This window comes from Acinetobacter sp. ANC_7588 (assembly GCF_056783995.1).
Map to the genome: position 1 here is coordinate 1 of NZ_JBWYIU010000005.1, position 19,271 is coordinate 19,271.

General features: G+C 37.5%; 17 protein-coding genes. 3 read left to right on the plus strand and 14 right to left on the minus strand.

Annotated elements, in window-relative coordinates; genetic code table 11:
• Positions 1 to 270, plus strand: a 270-nt coding sequence (locus tag AC1M9J_RS06230) for an alpha/beta hydrolase (protein WP_481952039.1), incomplete at its 5' end; no start/stop codon positions are given.
• A gap of 417 nt (positions 271 to 687) precedes the next feature.
• On the opposite strand, the gene AC1M9J_RS06235 is transcribed toward AC1M9J_RS06230, so the two are convergent.
• The 7 genes from AC1M9J_RS06235 to AC1M9J_RS06265 form a co-directional block, all read right to left on the minus strand.
• Positions 688 to 795 carry a DUF2474 family protein gene (locus tag AC1M9J_RS06235; protein ID WP_155757002.1) on the minus strand — a complete coding sequence of 36 codons (108 nt, stop codon included), beginning with the start codon at positions 793 to 795 and terminating at the stop codon, positions 688 to 690.
• Positions 796 to 806: 11 nt separating this feature from the next.
• Positions 807 to 1,811, minus strand: a complete 1,005-nt coding sequence (gene cydB / locus AC1M9J_RS06240) for a cytochrome d ubiquinol oxidase subunit II (protein WP_481607618.1) — start codon at positions 1,809 to 1,811, stop codon at positions 807 to 809.
• On the minus strand, positions 1,808 to 3,253 hold the full coding sequence (locus tag AC1M9J_RS06245; RefSeq protein WP_481596671.1) for a cytochrome ubiquinol oxidase subunit I: 1,446 nt from the start codon (positions 3,251 to 3,253) through the stop codon (positions 1,808 to 1,810). Before AC1M9J_RS06245 ends, cydB begins: the two co-directional genes overlap by 4 nt.
• A gap of 236 nt (positions 3,254 to 3,489) precedes the next feature.
• Entirely contained in the window at positions 3,490 to 3,903 is a 414-nt protein-coding gene (locus tag AC1M9J_RS06250; protein WP_481596672.1) for a DUF2946 domain-containing protein, read from the minus strand.
• A gap of 191 nt (positions 3,904 to 4,094) precedes the next feature.
• Positions 4,095 to 4,982: an MBL fold metallo-hydrolase gene (locus tag AC1M9J_RS06255; protein ID WP_481952085.1), complete on the minus strand. Its 888-nt coding sequence runs from the start codon at positions 4,980 to 4,982 to the stop codon at positions 4,095 to 4,097.
• Positions 4,983 to 4,996: 14 nt separating this feature from the next.
• Positions 4,997 to 5,413, minus strand: coding sequence for a DUF6691 family protein (locus AC1M9J_RS06260; protein WP_481596673.1), 417 nt, complete (start codon positions 5,411 to 5,413; stop codon positions 4,997 to 4,999).
• Positions 5,414 to 5,830 carry a YeeE/YedE family protein gene (locus AC1M9J_RS06265; protein ID WP_092768851.1) on the minus strand — a complete coding sequence of 139 codons (417 nt, stop codon included), beginning with the start codon at positions 5,828 to 5,830 and terminating at the stop codon, positions 5,414 to 5,416.
• Positions 5,831 to 5,932: 102 nt separating this feature from the next.
• Between AC1M9J_RS06265 and AC1M9J_RS06270 the strand changes: the two genes are divergently transcribed.
• A complete protein-coding gene (locus AC1M9J_RS06270) occupies positions 5,933 to 6,250 on the plus strand; it encodes a metalloregulator ArsR/SmtB family transcription factor (protein ID WP_481952040.1) in 318 nt (105 codons plus the stop codon).
• 117 nt (positions 6,251 to 6,367) lie between these two features.
• Here AC1M9J_RS06270 and dsbG read toward each other — a convergent pair whose 3' ends face one another.
• From dsbG to dsbD, 3 genes are read right to left on the minus strand one after another with little or no spacing between them, the layout of a single operon-like run.
• Positions 6,368 to 7,099, minus strand: a complete 732-nt coding sequence (dsbG, locus tag AC1M9J_RS06275) for a thiol:disulfide interchange protein DsbG (RefSeq protein ID WP_481596680.1) — start codon at positions 7,097 to 7,099, stop codon at positions 6,368 to 6,370.
• 20 nt (positions 7,100 to 7,119) lie between these two features.
• On the minus strand, positions 7,120 to 7,965 hold the full coding sequence (locus AC1M9J_RS06280; RefSeq protein ID WP_481607620.1) for a prolipoprotein diacylglyceryl transferase family protein: 846 nt from the start codon (positions 7,963 to 7,965) through the stop codon (positions 7,120 to 7,122).
• The gene (gene dsbD / locus AC1M9J_RS06285; RefSeq protein ID WP_481952041.1) at positions 7,965 to 9,926 is read right to left on the minus strand and encodes a protein-disulfide reductase DsbD; all 1,962 of its coding nucleotides are present in this window, start codon (positions 9,924 to 9,926) and stop codon (positions 7,965 to 7,967) included. Before dsbD ends, AC1M9J_RS06280 begins: the two co-directional genes overlap by 1 nt.
• Positions 9,927 to 11,035: 1,109 nt before the next feature.
• Here dsbD and AC1M9J_RS06290 point away from each other — a divergent pair.
• Positions 11,036 to 11,848, plus strand: coding sequence for a M48 family metallopeptidase (locus AC1M9J_RS06290; protein WP_481607622.1), 813 nt, complete (start codon positions 11,036 to 11,038; stop codon positions 11,846 to 11,848).
• 45 nt (positions 11,849 to 11,893) lie between these two features.
• Here the strand turns inward: AC1M9J_RS06290 and AC1M9J_RS06295 are convergent, their stop codons facing one another.
• The 4 genes from AC1M9J_RS06295 to hrpA all read right to left on the minus strand — a co-directional run bounded on the left by AC1M9J_RS06295 (position 11,894) and on the right by hrpA (position 19,031).
• The gene (locus tag AC1M9J_RS06295; protein WP_481589608.1) at positions 11,894 to 12,721 is read right to left on the minus strand and encodes an SDR family oxidoreductase; all 828 of its coding nucleotides are present in this window, start codon (positions 12,719 to 12,721) and stop codon (positions 11,894 to 11,896) included.
• Between the two features lie 469 nt (positions 12,722 to 13,190).
• On the minus strand, positions 13,191 to 13,961 hold the full coding sequence (locus AC1M9J_RS06300) for a lysophospholipid acyltransferase family protein (RefSeq protein ID WP_481952042.1): 771 nt from the start codon (positions 13,959 to 13,961) through the stop codon (positions 13,191 to 13,193).
• Between the two features lie 19 nt (positions 13,962 to 13,980).
• Positions 13,981 to 15,096 carry a beta-ketoacyl-ACP synthase III gene (locus AC1M9J_RS06305; protein WP_481952043.1) on the minus strand — a complete coding sequence of 372 codons (1,116 nt, stop codon included), beginning with the start codon at positions 15,094 to 15,096 and terminating at the stop codon, positions 13,981 to 13,983.
• A gap of 47 nt (positions 15,097 to 15,143) precedes the next feature.
• Entirely contained in the window at positions 15,144 to 19,031 is a 3,888-nt protein-coding gene (hrpA, locus tag AC1M9J_RS06310) for an ATP-dependent RNA helicase HrpA (RefSeq protein WP_481952086.1), read from the minus strand.
• Between the last annotated feature and the right edge of the window lie 240 nt (positions 19,032 to 19,271).

Genomic DNA, 19,271 nt, shown 5'->3' on the forward strand with positions numbered 1-19,271 from the left:
AACGACTTAGGAGCTGGCAGCCCTGAAGGTTATGCAAGCTGCTGTGAAGCTTTGGCTAAGGCGGATGTGCGTGAACAACTCAAACAGATTTTGATTCCTGTATTGATTATTGCGGGTCAACAAGATCCTGTGACCACTGTGGCAGATGGTCAGTTTATGCAAGCCGCGATTGCGGGTAGTCAACTTGTTGAGATTAATGCTTCGCACATTTCGAATGTTGAACAACCACAGGCGTTTAACCAGGCTGTGGCTGAATTTATTCAGGCATAAGTTCAGAACAACTTAAACCTGAACTCAGGAAACATCACTTGTCACGGGTGACTCATCTTGACGCTTTGCCAGATTGCTCCACCAGTCTGGCTTTTTTTTCACAGTAATTAGACCATGAACAACGACAATTAAATATCAGTCTCGTGATTCCTTAAAACGGCGATAGTTATGTCATAAGTGATTGAAACGATGTCACTTATCATTCTCAAAGATTCAGATGATTCTTCTAATTTTATCTTAAATCAATTGTTTAAGTAAATTTTTAAAGCGTTGGTTTAGAAGCTAAAATCCGCTTAATTGTGCCTATATCATAGTTTCTATTACCCAATTATGATCAACAACGATTAGTCGTTAGTATTTAAATTAAAAACCCATCACCTAGATGATGGGTTAATTGTTGATGTCTAAAGATTTAGATTAATACGCCCACTGGATGAGCAATCGAAATAGACCAGCAATCAATAATAGACTTAAAAAACCACCGAGCCATAAAACAATAAACCACCCTGCTTGATTCAGTTTCATTATCATTCTCCTCAGTGATAACCTTCGTCACCAACACGGACCTTGTCTCTAAATACCCAATAAGATAAAGCGGTATAAAACAATATAATTGGGATTAGAATGAGTGCACCAATGAGAGCAAATAATTGACTACTTTGAGGTGCAGCAGCTTGCCAAATCGTTACACTTGGCGGAATGATATTAGGCCATAAACTAATTAAAAAGCCCGTATACGCAAGAAATACCAAAGCCAATGTATAGATGAAAGGCGCAAACTCCTGACGACGTTTACAAGCTCTGAGCGCTAGGAAAGTGAAAATCAATACCAGTATTGGTACGGGACTGAAATACCACATTTGTGGCTGACTAAACCAACGCTGTGCAATATCGTCATGTACAAGGGGAGTATAAATACTGACAGCGCCAAATATTAGAAATAACGCGATCATAAGCTTAGGCATCAGACGGTACATATGATCTTGTACACGCTCATCCGTTTTAAAAATTAACCATCCGCAACCGAGTGTCGCGTATAACACAACAACGCCTAAACCTGTAAAGAGTGAAAATGGAGTGAGCCAATCTAGCCCACCACCCGTGAACACACCATTGGTCGTCTGAATTCCTTGAATATAAGCGCCTAAAATCACACCTTGTAAAAATGAAGCTAAAATTGAACCCCAAATAAATGCTTGGTCCCAAAGTGCTTTGGTCCGATTAGCCTTAAAACGAAACTCAAAAGCGACTCCACGAAATATAAGCGCGATCACCATTAAGGTGATGGGCATATATAATGCGGACAATACAGTCGAATAGACCAGTGGAAAAGCGGCAAATAAACCAGCTCCACCAAGTACCATCCAAGTCTCATTGCCATCCCATACGGGTGCTACAGTATTCATCATGACATCACGCTCTTGGCGATCTTTCACAAATGGAAATAAAATACCAATTCCCAAATCAAAACCATCAAGAACGACATAAATCAACACACCTAGTGCGATGATCATAATCCAAATCAATGATAGATCAATCATTTCAAATTCTCCTGATCATTCACCTTGTTTGATGCTTCAAGTTGTTGTTCATTATCAATGGTACTCATCGGGCGTTTAGACGCTCGGATCACTTCGCCATCTGAATGTGGTGTTGAATAAATAAATTCTGGTCCTTTCACCATCATTTTCAACATATAAAAGATACCGATACCAAATACGATACAGTACACCACAACAAAAATAATCAGCGTCAGCCCAACCTGTTCCGCAGAGACAGGAGATAACGCATCTTTCGTACGCATTACGCCATAGATAATCCAAGGTTGACGTCCCACCTCTGTGGTAAACCAGCCTGCCAATAATGCAATAAAACCTGAAGGCCCCATCCACAAAGCAAACTTGTGCAACCATTTAGACTCATAAAATTTGCCTGTCTTACGTAGCCATAGACCAAATACAGCCAGTAAGATCATGAGCATGCCCATACCCACCATGATTCGGAAACTCCAAAAAACAATGGTTGAATTAGGTCGATCCTCAGGTGCGAATTCTTTTAAGCCTTTAACCTCACCATCAAGGGTATGTGTCATGATCAGGCTACCCAGATTTGGAATACCAATCGCATATTTAGTTTCTTCAGCTTCCATATCTGGAATACCAAATAGATACAACGGCATACCATGATCTTTATTGGTTTCCCAATGACCTTCGATTGCAGCTAATTTAGCAGGCTGATGTTCTAAGGTATTCAATCCATGTAAATCACCCACGAACATCTGTAGTGGAGCTAAAGCAAGGATCATCCACATTGCCATCGAGAATGACTTTTTAACTAACGCATCACGGCGTCCTTTGAGTAGATGCCATGCAGCAGTTGCGGCAACCAATAAGCCTGAAACCAAGAAAGCGGCCAGTGCCATATGCGCTAATCGATAAGGAAAGGATGGGTTAAAGACAATCGCGAACCAATCTTGAGGAACGATTATTCCATTTTCAAATGCAAAGCCTTGAGGTGTTTGCATCCAGCTATTAGATGACAGAATCCAAAACATGGATATACATGTTCCTATTGCCACCATTAAGGTTGCAAAAAAATGCGTCTTTGGCCCAACTCGCCCCCAGCCAAACAACATGATACCGAGGAAACCAGCTTCTAAGAAAAACGCACTGAGCACTTCATACGTCAGCAATGGTCCAGTGACACTACCAGCTATACGTGAAAATTCACTCCAGTTGGTTCCAAACTGATAGCTCATCACCACGCCTGAAACGACACCCATACCAAATGAAAGTGCGAATATTTTTATCCAAAATTTAAACAGATCTCGATAAACAGGATCATTCGTTTTAAGCCAACGCCATTCGAGCACAGCCAAAAAACTTGCCAATCCAATCGAAATTGCTGGAAAGATAATGTGAAATGAAACAGTGAATGCGAATTGAATACGCGCCAATTCGAGCGCTGTTAGTCCTAGATCCATGACGTCACCTTATCGTTGAGTTTTGTGGTGAATGTTGTTCTTCACTGAGTTTAAAACTACAGTTAGAATTATATTGTAGATGTCATGTATCACTCCGATAACACGCGATTTTAAATTCACTTTTTTGAGGATGAGTGAATACCGTCTGTTGGCTACAGACTGTTTAAAGATTTTTTTCATAATATTGAACTCTACATAAATTGATTAAGATCAAAATGATCCAAGGTTTAAATCAATTAGAGTCCAAAAGGTGGCGCTCGGCCTTGAGGCAGAAGATAGAGCTTCTGTAGAGAAAAATAAACGTGCCAAAAAGAATTGCGGTAGAAACTCAGCTTAACTTGTAAGCGATCAAAAATTTCTTTTACACCAAAATCAAATGGTAAGACGAGGTCTCCATAAACAGTGCAATATTGGCATTGGTGAGTAATTTGATTATGGTCGTGATGATGTTCGTGTTCACTCAAATGGTGGACGATATCGTGATAAGTCTCATGAACATGCTGATGGCGTTCTGGAGAAAGTAAATTATGCATAATAGACATACATACCGGAGCGATATGAAATTTCTCCGGTAAGATCGGCTGTAAATAAACCGCTAGTTGTAATAACACCGTTGCAAATGCAATGATGAGTCCACTAGATCTTAGCAAAATTTCCTCTCAACTCTTTTCGATAAAGAGTGTTTAGAAACATAGAAAAAATCAAGTTAATAACCGACTAGGCTGATCAACTTTCATGCTTAACTATACGCCTATTGAACTTGTTTTTAAAGCCTTTTTCAATTTTATACATAACATGTATTTATAATATTTATAAAAATTAAAGTAGCTAAATTTTATGATTAGAAAAAATTTAAAGGGATTTTCAAATAAGACACTCCATTGTGTTCAGTGGGCGGAAATTTGCCACCGTTTATATTAATTTGAATCGCTGGTAAAATGAGCTTTGGCATCCCCAATGTTGCGTCACGGCTATTGCGCATTTCCACAAAATCATTCTTTTTTGAATCAATTCGAATGTGTATATTAGATTCTTTTTGCGTTTTTATATCTGTTTGACACATATATTGATGTCGATTTTCTGGTAAATAATCGTGACATAGATATACACGCATATGATCAGGCAGTTGATAAAGATTCTGAACTGAATCAAATAATTCTGCTGCACTGCCCCGTGGAAAATCACATCGTGCTGTACCATAGTCTGGCATAAATATAGTATCACCCACGAAAACTGCATCACCTATCACATAACTAAGACAAGCAGGTGTATGACCAGGCGTTGGAATGTTGTAGGCTTCAATTTCTCCAATTTTGAAACACTCATGATCTTTAAATAAATAATCGAATGGTTGCTGTGCGTTTATTGCTTTAATATCCAATTGATAAATCGAGCCAAATGTTTCTTGTACAATTCCGATATGATGACTCATGGCAATTTTGCCACCTAGCTTTGATTTTAAATATTGCGCAGCGGTCAAATGATCAGCATGCACATGTGTTTCTAAAATCCACTCAACCTTGTAATGCTGTTCATGTATGTATTGAATAATCTGGTCAGCATGTTCCGTCGTTGTTGTCGCAGAAGCAGCATCAAAATCTAAAACACTATCGATAATGGCACAACTTAATGTCACAGGATCAGCCACGACATAACTAAATGTATTGGTATTTTGATCAAAAAAATCTTTAATTAGCGGCTTAATTTGATCTTGAGTGGCATCTTTCATCACTAGTTTCATAATTATGCTCCCATCCATTTATGGTGAATCAAAACCCCTATCAACATCGCAATCACAAAATAGAGTGATTGATAATGCCCTAAACCAATTAATGTTAATCCTGGTGCTGGACAGATGCCTGCGATGCCCCATCCTATCCCAAACAAGCTAGCACCTATGATGAGCTTGTTATCAAGCTGATTGTTCTTTGGTAAATCAATAGTCTCATTGAATAGAGTTAAAGGTTTTTCACTTCTGGTTACGATCTGAAAGGGTATGAATGCCACGACAATGGCACCCATTATGACAAATGCCAAACTTGCATCCCACTCACCGAATAAATCAAGAAAATTAAGAACTTTTTCAGGGTTCGACATTCCAGATAACATAAGCCCCACGGAAAAAAGTGAGCCAAACAAAAAAGCAAAAAGGTTTTTCATTTAGAATGCTCCTGTGACATGTCGAATTAAATAAACCGTTATAAAGCCTGTCAGCATAAAACTTAGTGTTGCCACAATAGATCTTTTGGACAATCTACTTAAACCACAAATGCCATGCCCACTTGTACAGCCAGAACCTAAACGTGTTCCAAATCCAACTAAAATACCTGCCACGATCATCATGAATGGACTTGCTTCGAGTTCAATTTCAGGCTGAACCCAAATACCATAGATAAACGGTGTGATGATGAGACCCATTAAAAACCACAATGCTGGTGTTTTGAAAACTTTATGCGGATTTAGTACTTGACCGATTAAACCACTAATCCCTGCTATTCGACCATTCACATATAAGTATCCAACCACAGATAAACCGAGTAGTGCTCCACCTAAAAAAGCAATCACAAAATCATGCATAACAATTTACTTATTTACAATATATTTTTTTATATTATATAATTTTGAAAAATAATCAAGATGCTTTAACATACGCATCCTTCTGTTTCAAAGGAACATCCAATGCCGTCTGATGTTGAATTAAATCAAATGGATTTTTCACAAGTTGATCAAGTCAGCGATCGACTTAAAGTCCTGTCGAATCCTGATCGCTTAAAGATACTTTGTATTTTAGTAGATGGTGAATTGAACGTTCAGGAAATTGAGAATCGAACTCAAATTTTTCAACCCACGCTTTCACAACAGTTAACCGTATTACGTAAAGCTGAAATGGTGGTGACTCGTCGTGAAGGTAAACAAATTTTTTATCAAGTGAGTGATCCTAAAGTCCTCACCATTATGCAAACGCTTTATAGCTTATATTGCGATCCTACTTCATAATCTTGCAATTCTTTCAGTTGTGGATATGAGACTCAAATACGATCATATTCTCCATGTAAATGACCATGTATTAAATTTTAAAGTTTTGTATTCAAGAGTACTAAAGACCAAAAAATTCTATTTTTCAAAAACTTCTTGCAAGTCTTTTGCCATTCCTTGCATAGACTTGAACTCTCCTTGTTGATTTTTCCATACCATAGCTGGCGTGGAAAAAAATCCATATTTATCCATAAGTGACTCGTTATAGTCGATTTTTTCATGTAAAGATTTTGATATATTTTGCGTAACAACTAATCGCTCTTTACCTTTCTTTTTATTGTAGTCATTAAATACTTTAGCAGGATCACTTGAGTTAAGTATGGTGGCAATCTGCCCTCGACTTTCTTCTCGAATTACACCAACTTGTATATGTCGAAGTTGAACTTTTCCCGAGTTTACCCATGGTCGTGCAGCTTCCCAAAATTGATGGCAATATGGGCAGTTAGGATCTGAAAATACATAAACAACGCGTGCTGCTGTATTTTCACCATCTTGAATCCAAGTCGACTTTTCAATGCTCTTCCATACATCATCTAATACGGCGTCTTTGACATGTGTATTTAATGCTTCAATAGAAATATTTTCACCTTGAGCATTATATAAATCACCCATAATGTAATATTTCTGATCATTAGAAATAAAAACCGTGCCTGGATGTTGGTTCATATGCCCTGCCCATCCTGTCATACCTGCTGGTGCTGGAATTTCTTTTACAAACTCAAAGCCCTCTGCTGAAATCTGCTTTTTTAAATCCGCATAACTGACGCTACTTATTAAAAATACGCTAGACAACAATATTAATTTATTTATATCTTTCATAACCTTTAGCTCTACTCAGCTGTCATTTTAATTAAATATTCTTGCATTTTTGCAGCGCTTAACTCACCCATATGTCTATCCACCAATTTACCTTTTTCATCGTAAAACAATGTAGTTGGCAAGCCAAAACTATTGCTCTGCTTGGGCATTTCCCCATTTACATCAAGTCTGACATTTTTAAAGTTGAAGCTGTGTTTTTGTAAATAGTTTTGAACCGTTGTGATATCTTCACCTTGATTGAGCATCACAAAATGAATATTGGGATGAGCCTTTTGTGCTTGAAAAAGTATTAGCATCTCTCTATGACATGGCGGGCACCAACTCGCCCACAAATTAACGACTGTAGGCTGACCCAAAAAATCTGTGAAATACCCTTCATTCTTATTTTCACTATGATCAGTTGGGAGTATCTGAAAACTTAGATCAGGATAAAAACTTTCAACCTTGTATTGAGTTTTTATCATTACGCCAATCGCTACCCAAAATAAAAACACCCCAACTAAAATGATCTTCATTTTTGTTCGTAAGCTTCGATTGAGAATGATATAGCTTAGCCCACCGAAGAATAATCCACTCCATAAGCTAAATCCTTTATCTTGGATTTTGAGTATATCTAAAGGATTTGCAATATAAGTCTCCCAATAGAACATAACAAAGATGACTCTAGCGGCAACTGCTCCAATAATGATGCTTGTCCACACTGAATCTTTACTGATTTTGACTTGGGTATCTGTCCATTTATAGTGATGACCTAAAACATTGATCAGGATACTGATGAACAGTATCCCACTGAATAGAATCAATAAAACCCATGGAAACATGAGTGATCCAAGTTGAATCCCATCAAATGAAATCATTACTGAACCATCCCGACAGATTGTTCCTGCAATCGATTTAATAACTGTGTTGCAGTAAAAGTTCCAGTCAAGCGCAGATCACGTATTTCATCATGTTGCGTATTTAAAAAAATAAATGTTGGCGGACCTAAAATTTGCCATTTTTTTAAAAGTTCATCTTGGCTTGGTTCAAAATGAGTGAGATCTAATTTAATTAAAACCAACTCATTGAGTTTGGCTTGAACATCTTCACGCGGAAGTACCTCTTTTTCAATCGGTTGACATGCAACACACCAATCTGCGTAAACATCAATTACTACGGCTTTACCTTGATTTGCGTTCAAAACATTTGAAAGCTGCGCGGCAGAGTTGACTTTATGCCATGTATGTAATGTTTTGGCCTGCGTTACAAGTGAGTGCGTATACCCTTGCTGCACATAATTCACTCCTAAAAACATCATGCCAAGACTGAATAATATGATGATGCTTTTAACCACTATTTTTTCGACATAAGGTCGCATTTTCCAGAGTAAATATACAGCGAATCCAAGAAGTAAAAGACCCATCAGAATTTGATAAATACTGGTTGGAATAAGTGGCCGTGCAAAATAAATGGCCACAAGCAACATCACGAAGCCAAAACAGACCTTGAGTCGATCCATCCATACCCCAGGTTTAGGTAAAAAATGCGTCCCGAAAACTGCCGCAATAAAAAGCGGCAAACCAATCCCAATGCCCAAAACAAAAAGATAAGTCGCCCCTAATAAAGGTTGGTTCATCTGTGAGACAAATATCAATGCTCCAGCCAGCGGAGCACTCATGCAAGGTCCAACTATCAGTGCAGAAATCATCCCCATGAGTCCTGCACCGATCAATGTGCCTCCTTTTTGTTTTTGTTGCCAAAGATCTAAGCGTTGTAATATTCCTTGAGGTAAAGAGATTTGAAATGCACCGAAAAGGTTAAGGGCAAAAGTAATAAATAGGAGACTAAAAATACTGATGAAGATCGGACTTTGAAACCAACGCTGAAAACTATAACCCAATTGAGAAACAACGAATCCCATTAACGCATAAACGATAGCCATCCCTGTGACAAAAATAAAAGCTATTACCGCGGCACGATAACCTCTGTGATTTTGCACAAGAATGCCTGATAAAATCGGAATTAAGGGCAATGAACAAGGCAAGAATGCCAACAATATTCCAAGTCCTAAAAACACCAATAAATTAAGCCATACACTTTGTTGAGAGAGCAAATTTAAAAAAAATTGATCGTTGTTCCATACACTCGAAAAGCTCGCTGGCCTATTCAGATTTTCTTTAGATAAATTTGCATCTAGTGTGGATTGATCCTCACTGATTAAATTATTTTCCCCAAATTCGGTTTTATCTCGCTCAAGCGCAGTAGCGTTAAAATTTTTACGATCTGAGACTGTATTATTATCCTTTGAAATGAGTTGTGTTTCTGTTTTTGGTGAAGCATTTTCTTGTGCATCTCGAGTATTTACAACTCCATTAGATGCCGCTGAAATTTCTTTGAGATTTAAAACTTTCTTAGCTTGTGTAGTTTGCTGCGCTGAGAATAAACCTGTGCTGTCAGTTGTTATCGTTGTTCTTTGAATCGGATAACATAAACCACTTTCAGCACATCCTTGCCATTGAATCTTAAATTCTTGATTTGGTTTGACTGGAATATTGCTGATTACATCCTGATAATGCACTTGGGTCATACCAAAGTTTGGATCATCTTTCTCTTTTGGGCGTGGTAGAGATAACTTTACAGGACCTTGAATGTCTGAAACTTTGATTTGATCATGATAGAGATAGTAACCATCTGCGATCTTCCATTTTAGTTCAGCTTGATGATGACTGACTGATACTGCCTCAAATTGAAATGCTTGATCTGGTGGTAGAAAATCTGCAAATGCAAAACTACTCACCAAAGAACCAAGCAATAAACTACCCTTAAACCACTTATTCATATTGACTGTATCAGTTCCTGTCTAGTCGTTCAAAGTTCAAAGAATGAATTAAGAAAGCGTGATAAAACAAATGCCGCTTCAACGCCAATCGTCACTCGAGATCGCTCATACATTTGTACTCGCCCTAACATGAACTTTATATCGCAAAAAATCTCATTATTCCGTTGGAATTCTTTAAATATTTCTGTTGATCACCTTGGCACAGCGTTTGTGATTGAGACTTTACTCGACCCACCAAAGAAACCCTCATTTGATTCACCGAGTACTCAACATCAAGATTAATCATTCTTTCAAAATACGATGCGATTGAATGACGAGTACTGAAAACTCAAGTTCAGGATAAACATCTTAGAAATTGAACGAATTGATACTTATATTGACTGAAGACAAAATAAGTTTAGATGAATTTATTTTAAAGTGTTCTGTTGTATCGATTGGCTAGGATAAGCAGCATGCGTATATTAATGATGCTCAGACCTTGTCAAAAATCAAACAGGCCTTATAACACTGTGATCAAAAAAATTCGTGGTTATAAATCACATAATTAGTCCACCCAAATTTAATTAAAATACCCAACGATAATATTTGAGAATTAAATCACAAAATACACCAACTCAATGTAAGAAAAACTTCACAATATAAGAATTAATTTTTAATAGCCTTGAATGGAATTCCAAAATATTTCGTTATGAGTTATTTATCAATATTCAACTAAAATAGTGAGAATTTATTCTCATATTAAATTAAATTCAAAAACAGAATCACACTTAAATATTTAAAAAAAACAATAATAAAATATAAATTACTGATTTATATATACTATTAATTTTAATAAATATTAATCCAACCACCAATAATATAATAAAAGTATAATAAAATACAAAATATATATAAATAAAATAATTTATCTAAATAATAAAATAACGAATTAATAAATATTAATGTGACTAAAATCTCATTATAACCACCATGATATTAATTCGTTCAAATTAATAGTTAAAATAATGTTTGTTTAATTAATCTAAATATTGAACAATAATTAAACACAAAATCTAGCTATTAAAAATCAAGTTAGATCTCAAATAATATCCCATCATTAAGGTGTAATTATGAAATCCTTCGCGTTTGGTATTATAAGTTCAATTGCATTAATCACGACTGGCTGTGTTTCAACCACATCATTAGGCACTGTAGCTTCCGAACGTAAACAACTCATGATTATTCCGGAATCAGCTTGGAATAAAATTTCAAATCGTAGCTATAATAAATTTGAAAAGAAAGCGAAGACTAAGTCTTTATATCTTGAAGATCCACGCTTAAATCAAATTTTGGCACGTTTAATCCCACACGCTAATCAATATTTACGTGAAGGTCGTCAACCAATTCAATGGCGAATTAACGGTGTGCTCAGCAGCAAACCGAATGCCCAATCCTTTCAAAGTGGGCAAATTGTAGTTAATTCGGCTGTATATATGTTTGAAAACTTATCTGATGACGAGTTAGCCACCTTAATTGCGCATGAAATGGCACACATTATCCGTAATCATAGTCGTGAAAAGGCTTCTCGTTTCGCAGCAATGAATTTGGGTCTAATGGGTGCAACCATGGGAACTGGGGCTGCCATCGGGCTTGCAAGTGGTTTATCAGGCAATCAAACCAATATGTCTCATCGCCGTCATCTAGAAGAAGAAGCTGATTTGATTGGTTTAGATTTGATGGTGAGAGCGGGCTACAATCATAATGCAGCACTCTCATTTTGGGATAAATTCGAAGCAAATCTCAACAAACGTAAAATGAATAAAGATCAATCAACTTTGTTTGCAAGTCATCCGAGCAATGACCAACGTAAAGCATTCTTAACTGAGCAAGTCATGCAGATCGAGATGTATCAAAAGGATGTCAACCTTACTGCATTACGATAATTTAGTATAAATAATAAAGCCCAACGCTATGTTGGGCTTTCTCATTTATGGATCAACAAATAAATCGACCATCAATTCCTCATCTGATGGCTCAACTCGATATTTTTCGAAATCAGTTTCACCTTTCTCTCTTAATATCTCTTCATCGATCATCATACGACCCGTGATCGAACGTTTCTCACTCGTCAAGATTGCATACGCTGCATCAGCCATGATTGCCGGTGTCCGAGCCTTGCTAAATAACTCACGTCCACCGAGAGAAAATTCTATCGCTGCAGTTGCAATAATGGTTCTAGGCCACAAGGCATTAACACTTATCCCATAACGTTCGAATTCTTGATTCATTCCCATGGTCAACATACTCATGCCATATTTACTGATGGTGTAAGGAGAATGAACCGCAAACCACGATTCTTTTAAATTTAAAGGTGGAGAGAGACTAAGAATATGTGGATTTTGACTTTGTTTTAAATAAGGCAAGGCAGCTTGACTACAGACCATAACGGCGCGAGTATTAACTTGATACATGAGATCAAAACGATTTGGATCAAGCGTTTCAACCCCACTCAAATTAATCGCACCAGCATTATTAATGAGGACATCTATCCCACCAAAATGTTCAGCAGCCTGTTTCATTGCGGCTGCGACAGCATCTTGATCTCGTACATCAAGTTGGATCGCTAATGCTCTCCCACCAGCTGCTTCTATTTCTTTTGCAACAGAATGAATCGTACCACTGAGTTTCGAATGTTCAGTGCTCGTTTTTGCAGCAACCACAATATTTGCACCATCTTTTGCAGCTTTAAGTGCAATCTCACGACCGATACCTCTGCTTGCACCTGTAATGAACAGTGTTTTTCCTTGTAGTGACATAATCCCTCTGTGTTATTTTGTTTTTGAATTTTCAATGTACAAAAAAAAACCACTTATGCAAAATTTCTTTATGAACCTCTAAGTCGTAGAAGCATACATTTTGCAATTACAAAATTAGAATTGTTTTGATAGCAGGCTAAAAAATTTAAATAACATTCTGTTTTTATTAATTTTTATAAAACCAACTATAGTTGCATTTTGTACCAAAAATTCATCTTTGATTTTCAAACTTAATTTGTGTGAAATTTAAAAAGTGAAAATCGCTCTCATACGCCTATTATTATTCTGAGATAAAAAAAAGCCCAAGGAGGAGTACAATCTTTGGGCTTAGTAAACTGAATATTTACATTAAAATAATATACCTAATTGATATAAAATAGAAAGCACTAATTTATTTTTTTAATATTATTTTAAAAATATTTTTATAATCAACAATATAATTAGATTAAGAAGTATAATTTTCTAAGATTTAACTTTGTCTATCTCGTATCAACTGCGTTGATGCAATATTTTCGTAAATTGTTTGCTGCAATTGATCTCTGAATTCAATCAAATCTTGTTCTGTTTTGATATTTGAGATTGATTGTCGTGGTAAAAATTTGAAATAGAATGGGACTCTTTTAGGAATAATATTTTTGGGTATTGAAGGCAAGACATCACCTTGACGGAGTATTTTTCCAATTTTAGGTACAGCTAAAAGCTTTTTAAACCACTTTTTTTCAAGCAAATAATTGGCATCAAGTGCCAAATCGAATACTTCATCACCACCTACAGCTACAAAAGGTACAATGTCGTAGTCAAATTCTTGAGCTAACTTTAAGAATCCATAGCGCTCTTTCCATATGAGTTGATATTCTTCCCCTTTGCGCTTTACTACCTCACGCCCACCACCTGGAAACACTAGGATAGAGTATCCTTGTTGCATTGCATCTCTGGCGTATTCTCTTAGACCCTCAATTGCACCCATTTTATGAACCATATCTTTCCAATACGGTATTTTGAAATGAATGTGATCACCTAAACTCACAATTTTAATTTTGTGCTCTGTATATAGATAATCAATCAATATTGGCGTATCAAATACACCATAAATTGTATGATTACCCACATACATGGCAGGTCGATCAGCATTGAGATGTTCAACACCAAGAAAGGTCGGTTTAAAATAAAAACGTTGCAACAAACTACCATATCGGATCATTTTAGAATGGTGTTGGATTTGCAATGCTTTATTTTCCATTGAACATCTCTTTATATAATTAAGCTACTCGCTTCTGAACCAGTATTGAACCAACAGAATAACCCGCGCCAAATGAACATAATACACCGTATTCACCATCATTCACTTGATCTGCAGTTCGGTGTAACGCAATCATGACCCCAGCTGAAGAAGTGTTTGCAAACTCGTCTAAAATGATTGGAACTAAGTCTGGATCTGCTTCAGCAGCAGCTTTACCCACAACCAGCTTTAAAATTAACTCGTTCATGCTGGCATTGGCTTGATGTAACCAGAAACGTTTAACATTCGTCGGTTCGATTTGGTTTTTCTCAAGTTGCTTTGTAATCATTTTCGCAACCAATGGGCATACTTCTTTAAACACTTTACGGCCATCTTGACGGAAGCGTTTATCATCCGCATTGGTTGTTTCACTTGGATTCAAGAAACCAAAATTATTACGAATGTTATTAGAGAATTGCGTAAACAATTGCGTATCTAAAATTTCGAATCCAGTTTTAGAATCTGTATCTTCGATAATTGAAGCTGTCGCCACATCACCAAAAATGAAATGACAATCACGTGAACGATAATCTGTATGACCTGATGTGATTTCCACATTGACCAAGAGCACACGACGAGCACCAGACTTGATCGCATCATAAGCTTGTTTTAAGCCAAATGTTGCAGCAGAACAAGCAACATTCATGTCATAAGCATAACCTTGAATTCCTAATGCAGTTTGAATTTCAATAGCAACCGCAGGATATGCACGTTGCATATTTGAACAAGCCAATATTACAACATCAATGTCTTCAGCAGTTACACCGGCATTTTCCATTGCTTGTTTTGAAGCGATCACACCCCACTCAGCTTGAAGTGAAATTTCATCATCTGATCGTTCTGCTAAGTTTGGACGTAAACGATTAGGATCTAATACGCCTTCCTTCTCTACAACATAACGTGCTTTAACACCTGAAGCCTTCTCAATAAATTCTGCACTTGAACCACGGCGTGCTTCGATTTCACCCGCAGCAATTTTTTCAGCATTCTCTTGGTTAAACTTTTCTACATAAGCATTTAAACTTTCAACCAACTCTTCATTGGTAATGACATGTTCAGGATGGAATAAGCCAGTGCCTGTAATACGAATGCCCATGCAAAACTCCTTTTTTGAGTAACTCAATATTTCAAATTAGAGCTATATTAACTGATTCCGAGACGTTCCCATACTTTTTGAATACGGTTTGGCGAAATTGGCATCTTGGTTTTCATCGGTTGAGAGAATAATGAGATTCTCAGTTCTTCAACCATAAAATATAACTCTTTCAATTTCTGATCATTTTTATATTTAAATAATTTATCCATCCAAGGATCGACTTGAGCAATCGCATCATCATCTCGTTTGAGATTATGAGGCAAACGATCAATCCTGATCAATAAAGCTTTAAGATAGCGTGGAAATTCAATCCACACGTCTACAGATTTACTATAAGCAAAATCCGCTAGACTCATTAGATCAAGTTGATCTTCAATATCATCAATATTTTTACCAAATACATTGGCATCAATCATCATCAACTCGCGTCGAATTTGTTGCCATTGTACATAAATGTCATTAAAGGCAGCCAAGACCTTTTGACCATGCGTCAGGAAAGACTGCTTGACAGCCTGCAGAATTGTTTGGAAATCTTGCGCATCTACAGGCTCTTTCTCTAAAGCCATTTGCAATGTTGCGTAAACTAACATTTGTTCTAACTGAGCTTTATCACCCAAAGGGGAATAGGCTAATGCGAGTGGTTTAGAAATTTGTTTTTTAAGCTGTCGAATCAAATCACCTAGCTGCATATGAATCAGGCGAATAATACCAGCACGATGATGGCGTATTGCTTCGTGCTGATCATTAAACGTTTGAATGACAACACCTGACTCATCCTTTTGCTCAAGCTTAGAAAATTCCTTGCTTGATACAAGTGCTTGATATTGTTTGACGACGACACCTGTGACTTTTTGCGATGCTTCAAACACAAAATGCTCAGGGAAAGTTTGATACTCACCTTTTAACTGCTTGACTGGACTATGCGTTTCAGTACGACAGCGTGCTTTTAATTCTGATAAATCGCGACCTTGCTCAATCACTCGTCCTTTTTCATCGATGACTTTAATGAGCGGTAAAAGATATTGTTCAATTCGATCTACATTAAAATCTTTTTCAGTGATCTGTTCGCCTCTCAATTGAAAAGCTAAAAAACTAAAAATATGCTTTTGTAAATCTTGCGCATCTATTTTGGACATCAGTTTACGCGCTGTATCTGGTATAGGTACCAAGCCACGACGCTTATCTTTTGGAAGAGCTTTTAATAGTGCTTCAATCAAATCAAGACGCCAACCTGGAATGCCCCATGACCATAAGTTTTCATCTATTTGTGGCAGGGCCTGTAGTGGAATCTTGACCGTCGCACCATCTTCATCATGACTTGGGTCAAATCGATAACTTGCCGCTAAACGAAGGTCCCCATTACGTAAGTAATCAGGGAACTGTTGGGTGGTTGGACGATCGTTAAGCCACAAAGCATCGTCATCGATGAACAAATAACGTGGATTTTGAGGCTCAACTGTTGCACGCCAATCTTCAAAACTACGCCGACTCGCTACATCTTCAGGCACTTTTGCTGCATAAAACTGATAAATCGTCTCTTCGTCTACCACCAAATCACGACGTCGCAATTTGTCTTCAACTCGCTCAACTTCTTCTAGTTTAAGCAAGTTATGTTTTAAAAATGGTGGTGTAATCCCCAGATGACCCGTCGTTAAAGCATCGCGAAGGAAAATTTCATGCGCCGCAGTTTGATCGACCTTTTCATAATTGATTTGACGCTTAGGTTCAATAATCAAACCAAACAGTGAAATTTGATCATATGCGTTAACTACACCTGCTTTTTTCGACCAATGCGGTTCAAAGTAATGATGTTTCACTAAATCACGTGCAGCTAGCAAAATCCACTCAGGCTCAATTTTTGCCAGTGTTCGTAAATACACCTGAGAGGTTTCTACCATCTCAAATGCCATGACCCATGGTGTATTGGTTTTGTGTAAGGTTGATGCAGGAAATATACGTGCCTTTTGTTGACGCACTGCCATGAATACATTGCGTTCATCTGTTTTATTTGCAATGAATGACAATAGTCCCGTGAGTAAAGCTCTGTGAAGATTTTCGTAACTGGTTTTCTTTTCATTAAAAGAAAGCTTCAAGCCTTGAGCAAGATCAACCAGTTGCTCATGTGTTTTTTTCCATTCTCTCAAGCGTAACCAACTCAAGAAATGATTACGTGCAAATGTGCGACGCTTATTTTCACTCATCTCCCGATTTGCAACCAACGCATCCCATAATTTGAGATAGAACAAAAAGTCAGAATCGGCTTCACGAAATAAGGCGTGCTTCTGATCCGCTTGCATTTGTTTATCAGCAGGACGCTCTCTTGGATCCTGAACAGCTAACGCAGCCACGATAATCAATACTTCATTGAGCGCCCCAAAATGAGCTCCCCCCAAAATCATACGTGCGAGTCTTGGATCAATTGGCATTTTTGCCATTTGTTGACCAATTTTGGTGAGAGAATCGCCTTTGCCTTGAAGTCCACCTTTATCTAAAGATGAGGCTGTTTTAGCCGCAAGAGAAGGATTTCTCTTTTCAGTCATCGCCCCGAGTTCAATCAGCAGTTTACGACCATCATTGACGAGACGATGATCAGGCGGTTCAATAAAGTCAAAATCTTCGAGTGTTCCAAGACCTAAACTCTGCATCTGCAAAATAACAGATGCCAAATTAGTACGTTTGATTTCAGGTTCAGTAAATTCGGGACGACTTAAAAAGTCTTCTTCTGAATACAGTCGAATACACACACCCGGTGCAATACGACCACAACGACCTTTACGCTGATTGGCTGCTGCTTGAGAAATCGCTTCAATCGGTAAACGCTGAACACGCGAACGGTAGTTATAACGAGAGATACGTGCAAAACCACTATCAATGACGTAACGTATGTTTGGAACGGTCAATGCAGTTTCCGCAACGTTGGTGGCAATAATGATACGCCGTCCACCACCTGCAGGATTAAAAATCTTTTGTTGTTCAGATAACGCTAGTCTCGCATACAAAGGTAGAACTTCTGTATGACGAGGTCCATGTTTGATTAAAGTTTCCTGTAGCTCACGAATCTCTTGTTCCGTACTGGCAAAAATCAAAATATCTGCGTGTTCAGGATGACCTTTTTCCTGTGCATCTTTGAAACATTCTTCAACAGCTGATACTACTGCGCGCGGTAGGTTTTCTTCAAAGTCATCAAACTCATCATCATCACTCCCTACAATACTCATTTCAGAGATCGGACGATAACGCACTTCTACAGGAAAACTACGACCTTCAACCTCAAAGATCGGTGCGTTATTGAAGTAACTTGAAAAACGATTAACGTCTAAAGTTGCAGATGTGATGATGACTTTAAGATCTTTACGACGTGGCAAGAGCTGTTTCAAATAGCCCATGATGAAGTCAATATTGAGCGAGCGCTCATGTGCTTCATCAATAATAATGGTGTCATATTTGGTTAAGAAACGATCATGAGCCAATTCAGCCAGCAAAATACCATCTGTCATTAAACGAACGATAGAGTCCTGTGAACCCTGTTCGTTAAACCTTACTTTAAATGAAATAGACTCACCGAGTTTTTCACCCACCTCTTCTGCAATACGTTGCGATACACTGCGCGCAGCTAATCGTCGTGGCTGGGTATGACCAATTAACCCTGTTAAACCACGCCCCGCAAGCATGGCTATCTGAGGAAGCTGAGTTGTTTTACCTGAACCTGTTTCACCCGCAACGATAATGACCTGATGTTTTTGAATGGCCTCAATCAATTTGTCTGCATATTGGGTAACAGGTAAATCTTGATTAAGTTTGATATTAGGAATGCGTTGAATACGCTGTTGTACTTTTAAATTTGATTTTTCAAAAAGTTCTTGATATTGCTTTTCATTGGCATCTTTTCCTTTGCGTAGTCGATTTAAACGATGAAGATCTCGTGCCATCACCATTTGTTCTACATTTAACCCTATCGTCGCCAAGTTTTAGCCCTATACCAATTACGAAACGCTTTATTCTACTCATTTTCAAAGATTATCCCAAATCTGAATCGGACTATTTTTTTAGATTAAATGAGAATATAAAGCTTAAAATGATCTTAAGTTGAAATAGAAACATGTCAGCCGCGTTATGTGACAATTCATACAATTTTTGAAATTTTCATGTAGCTTTTTATATTTTTGAAAAACTAA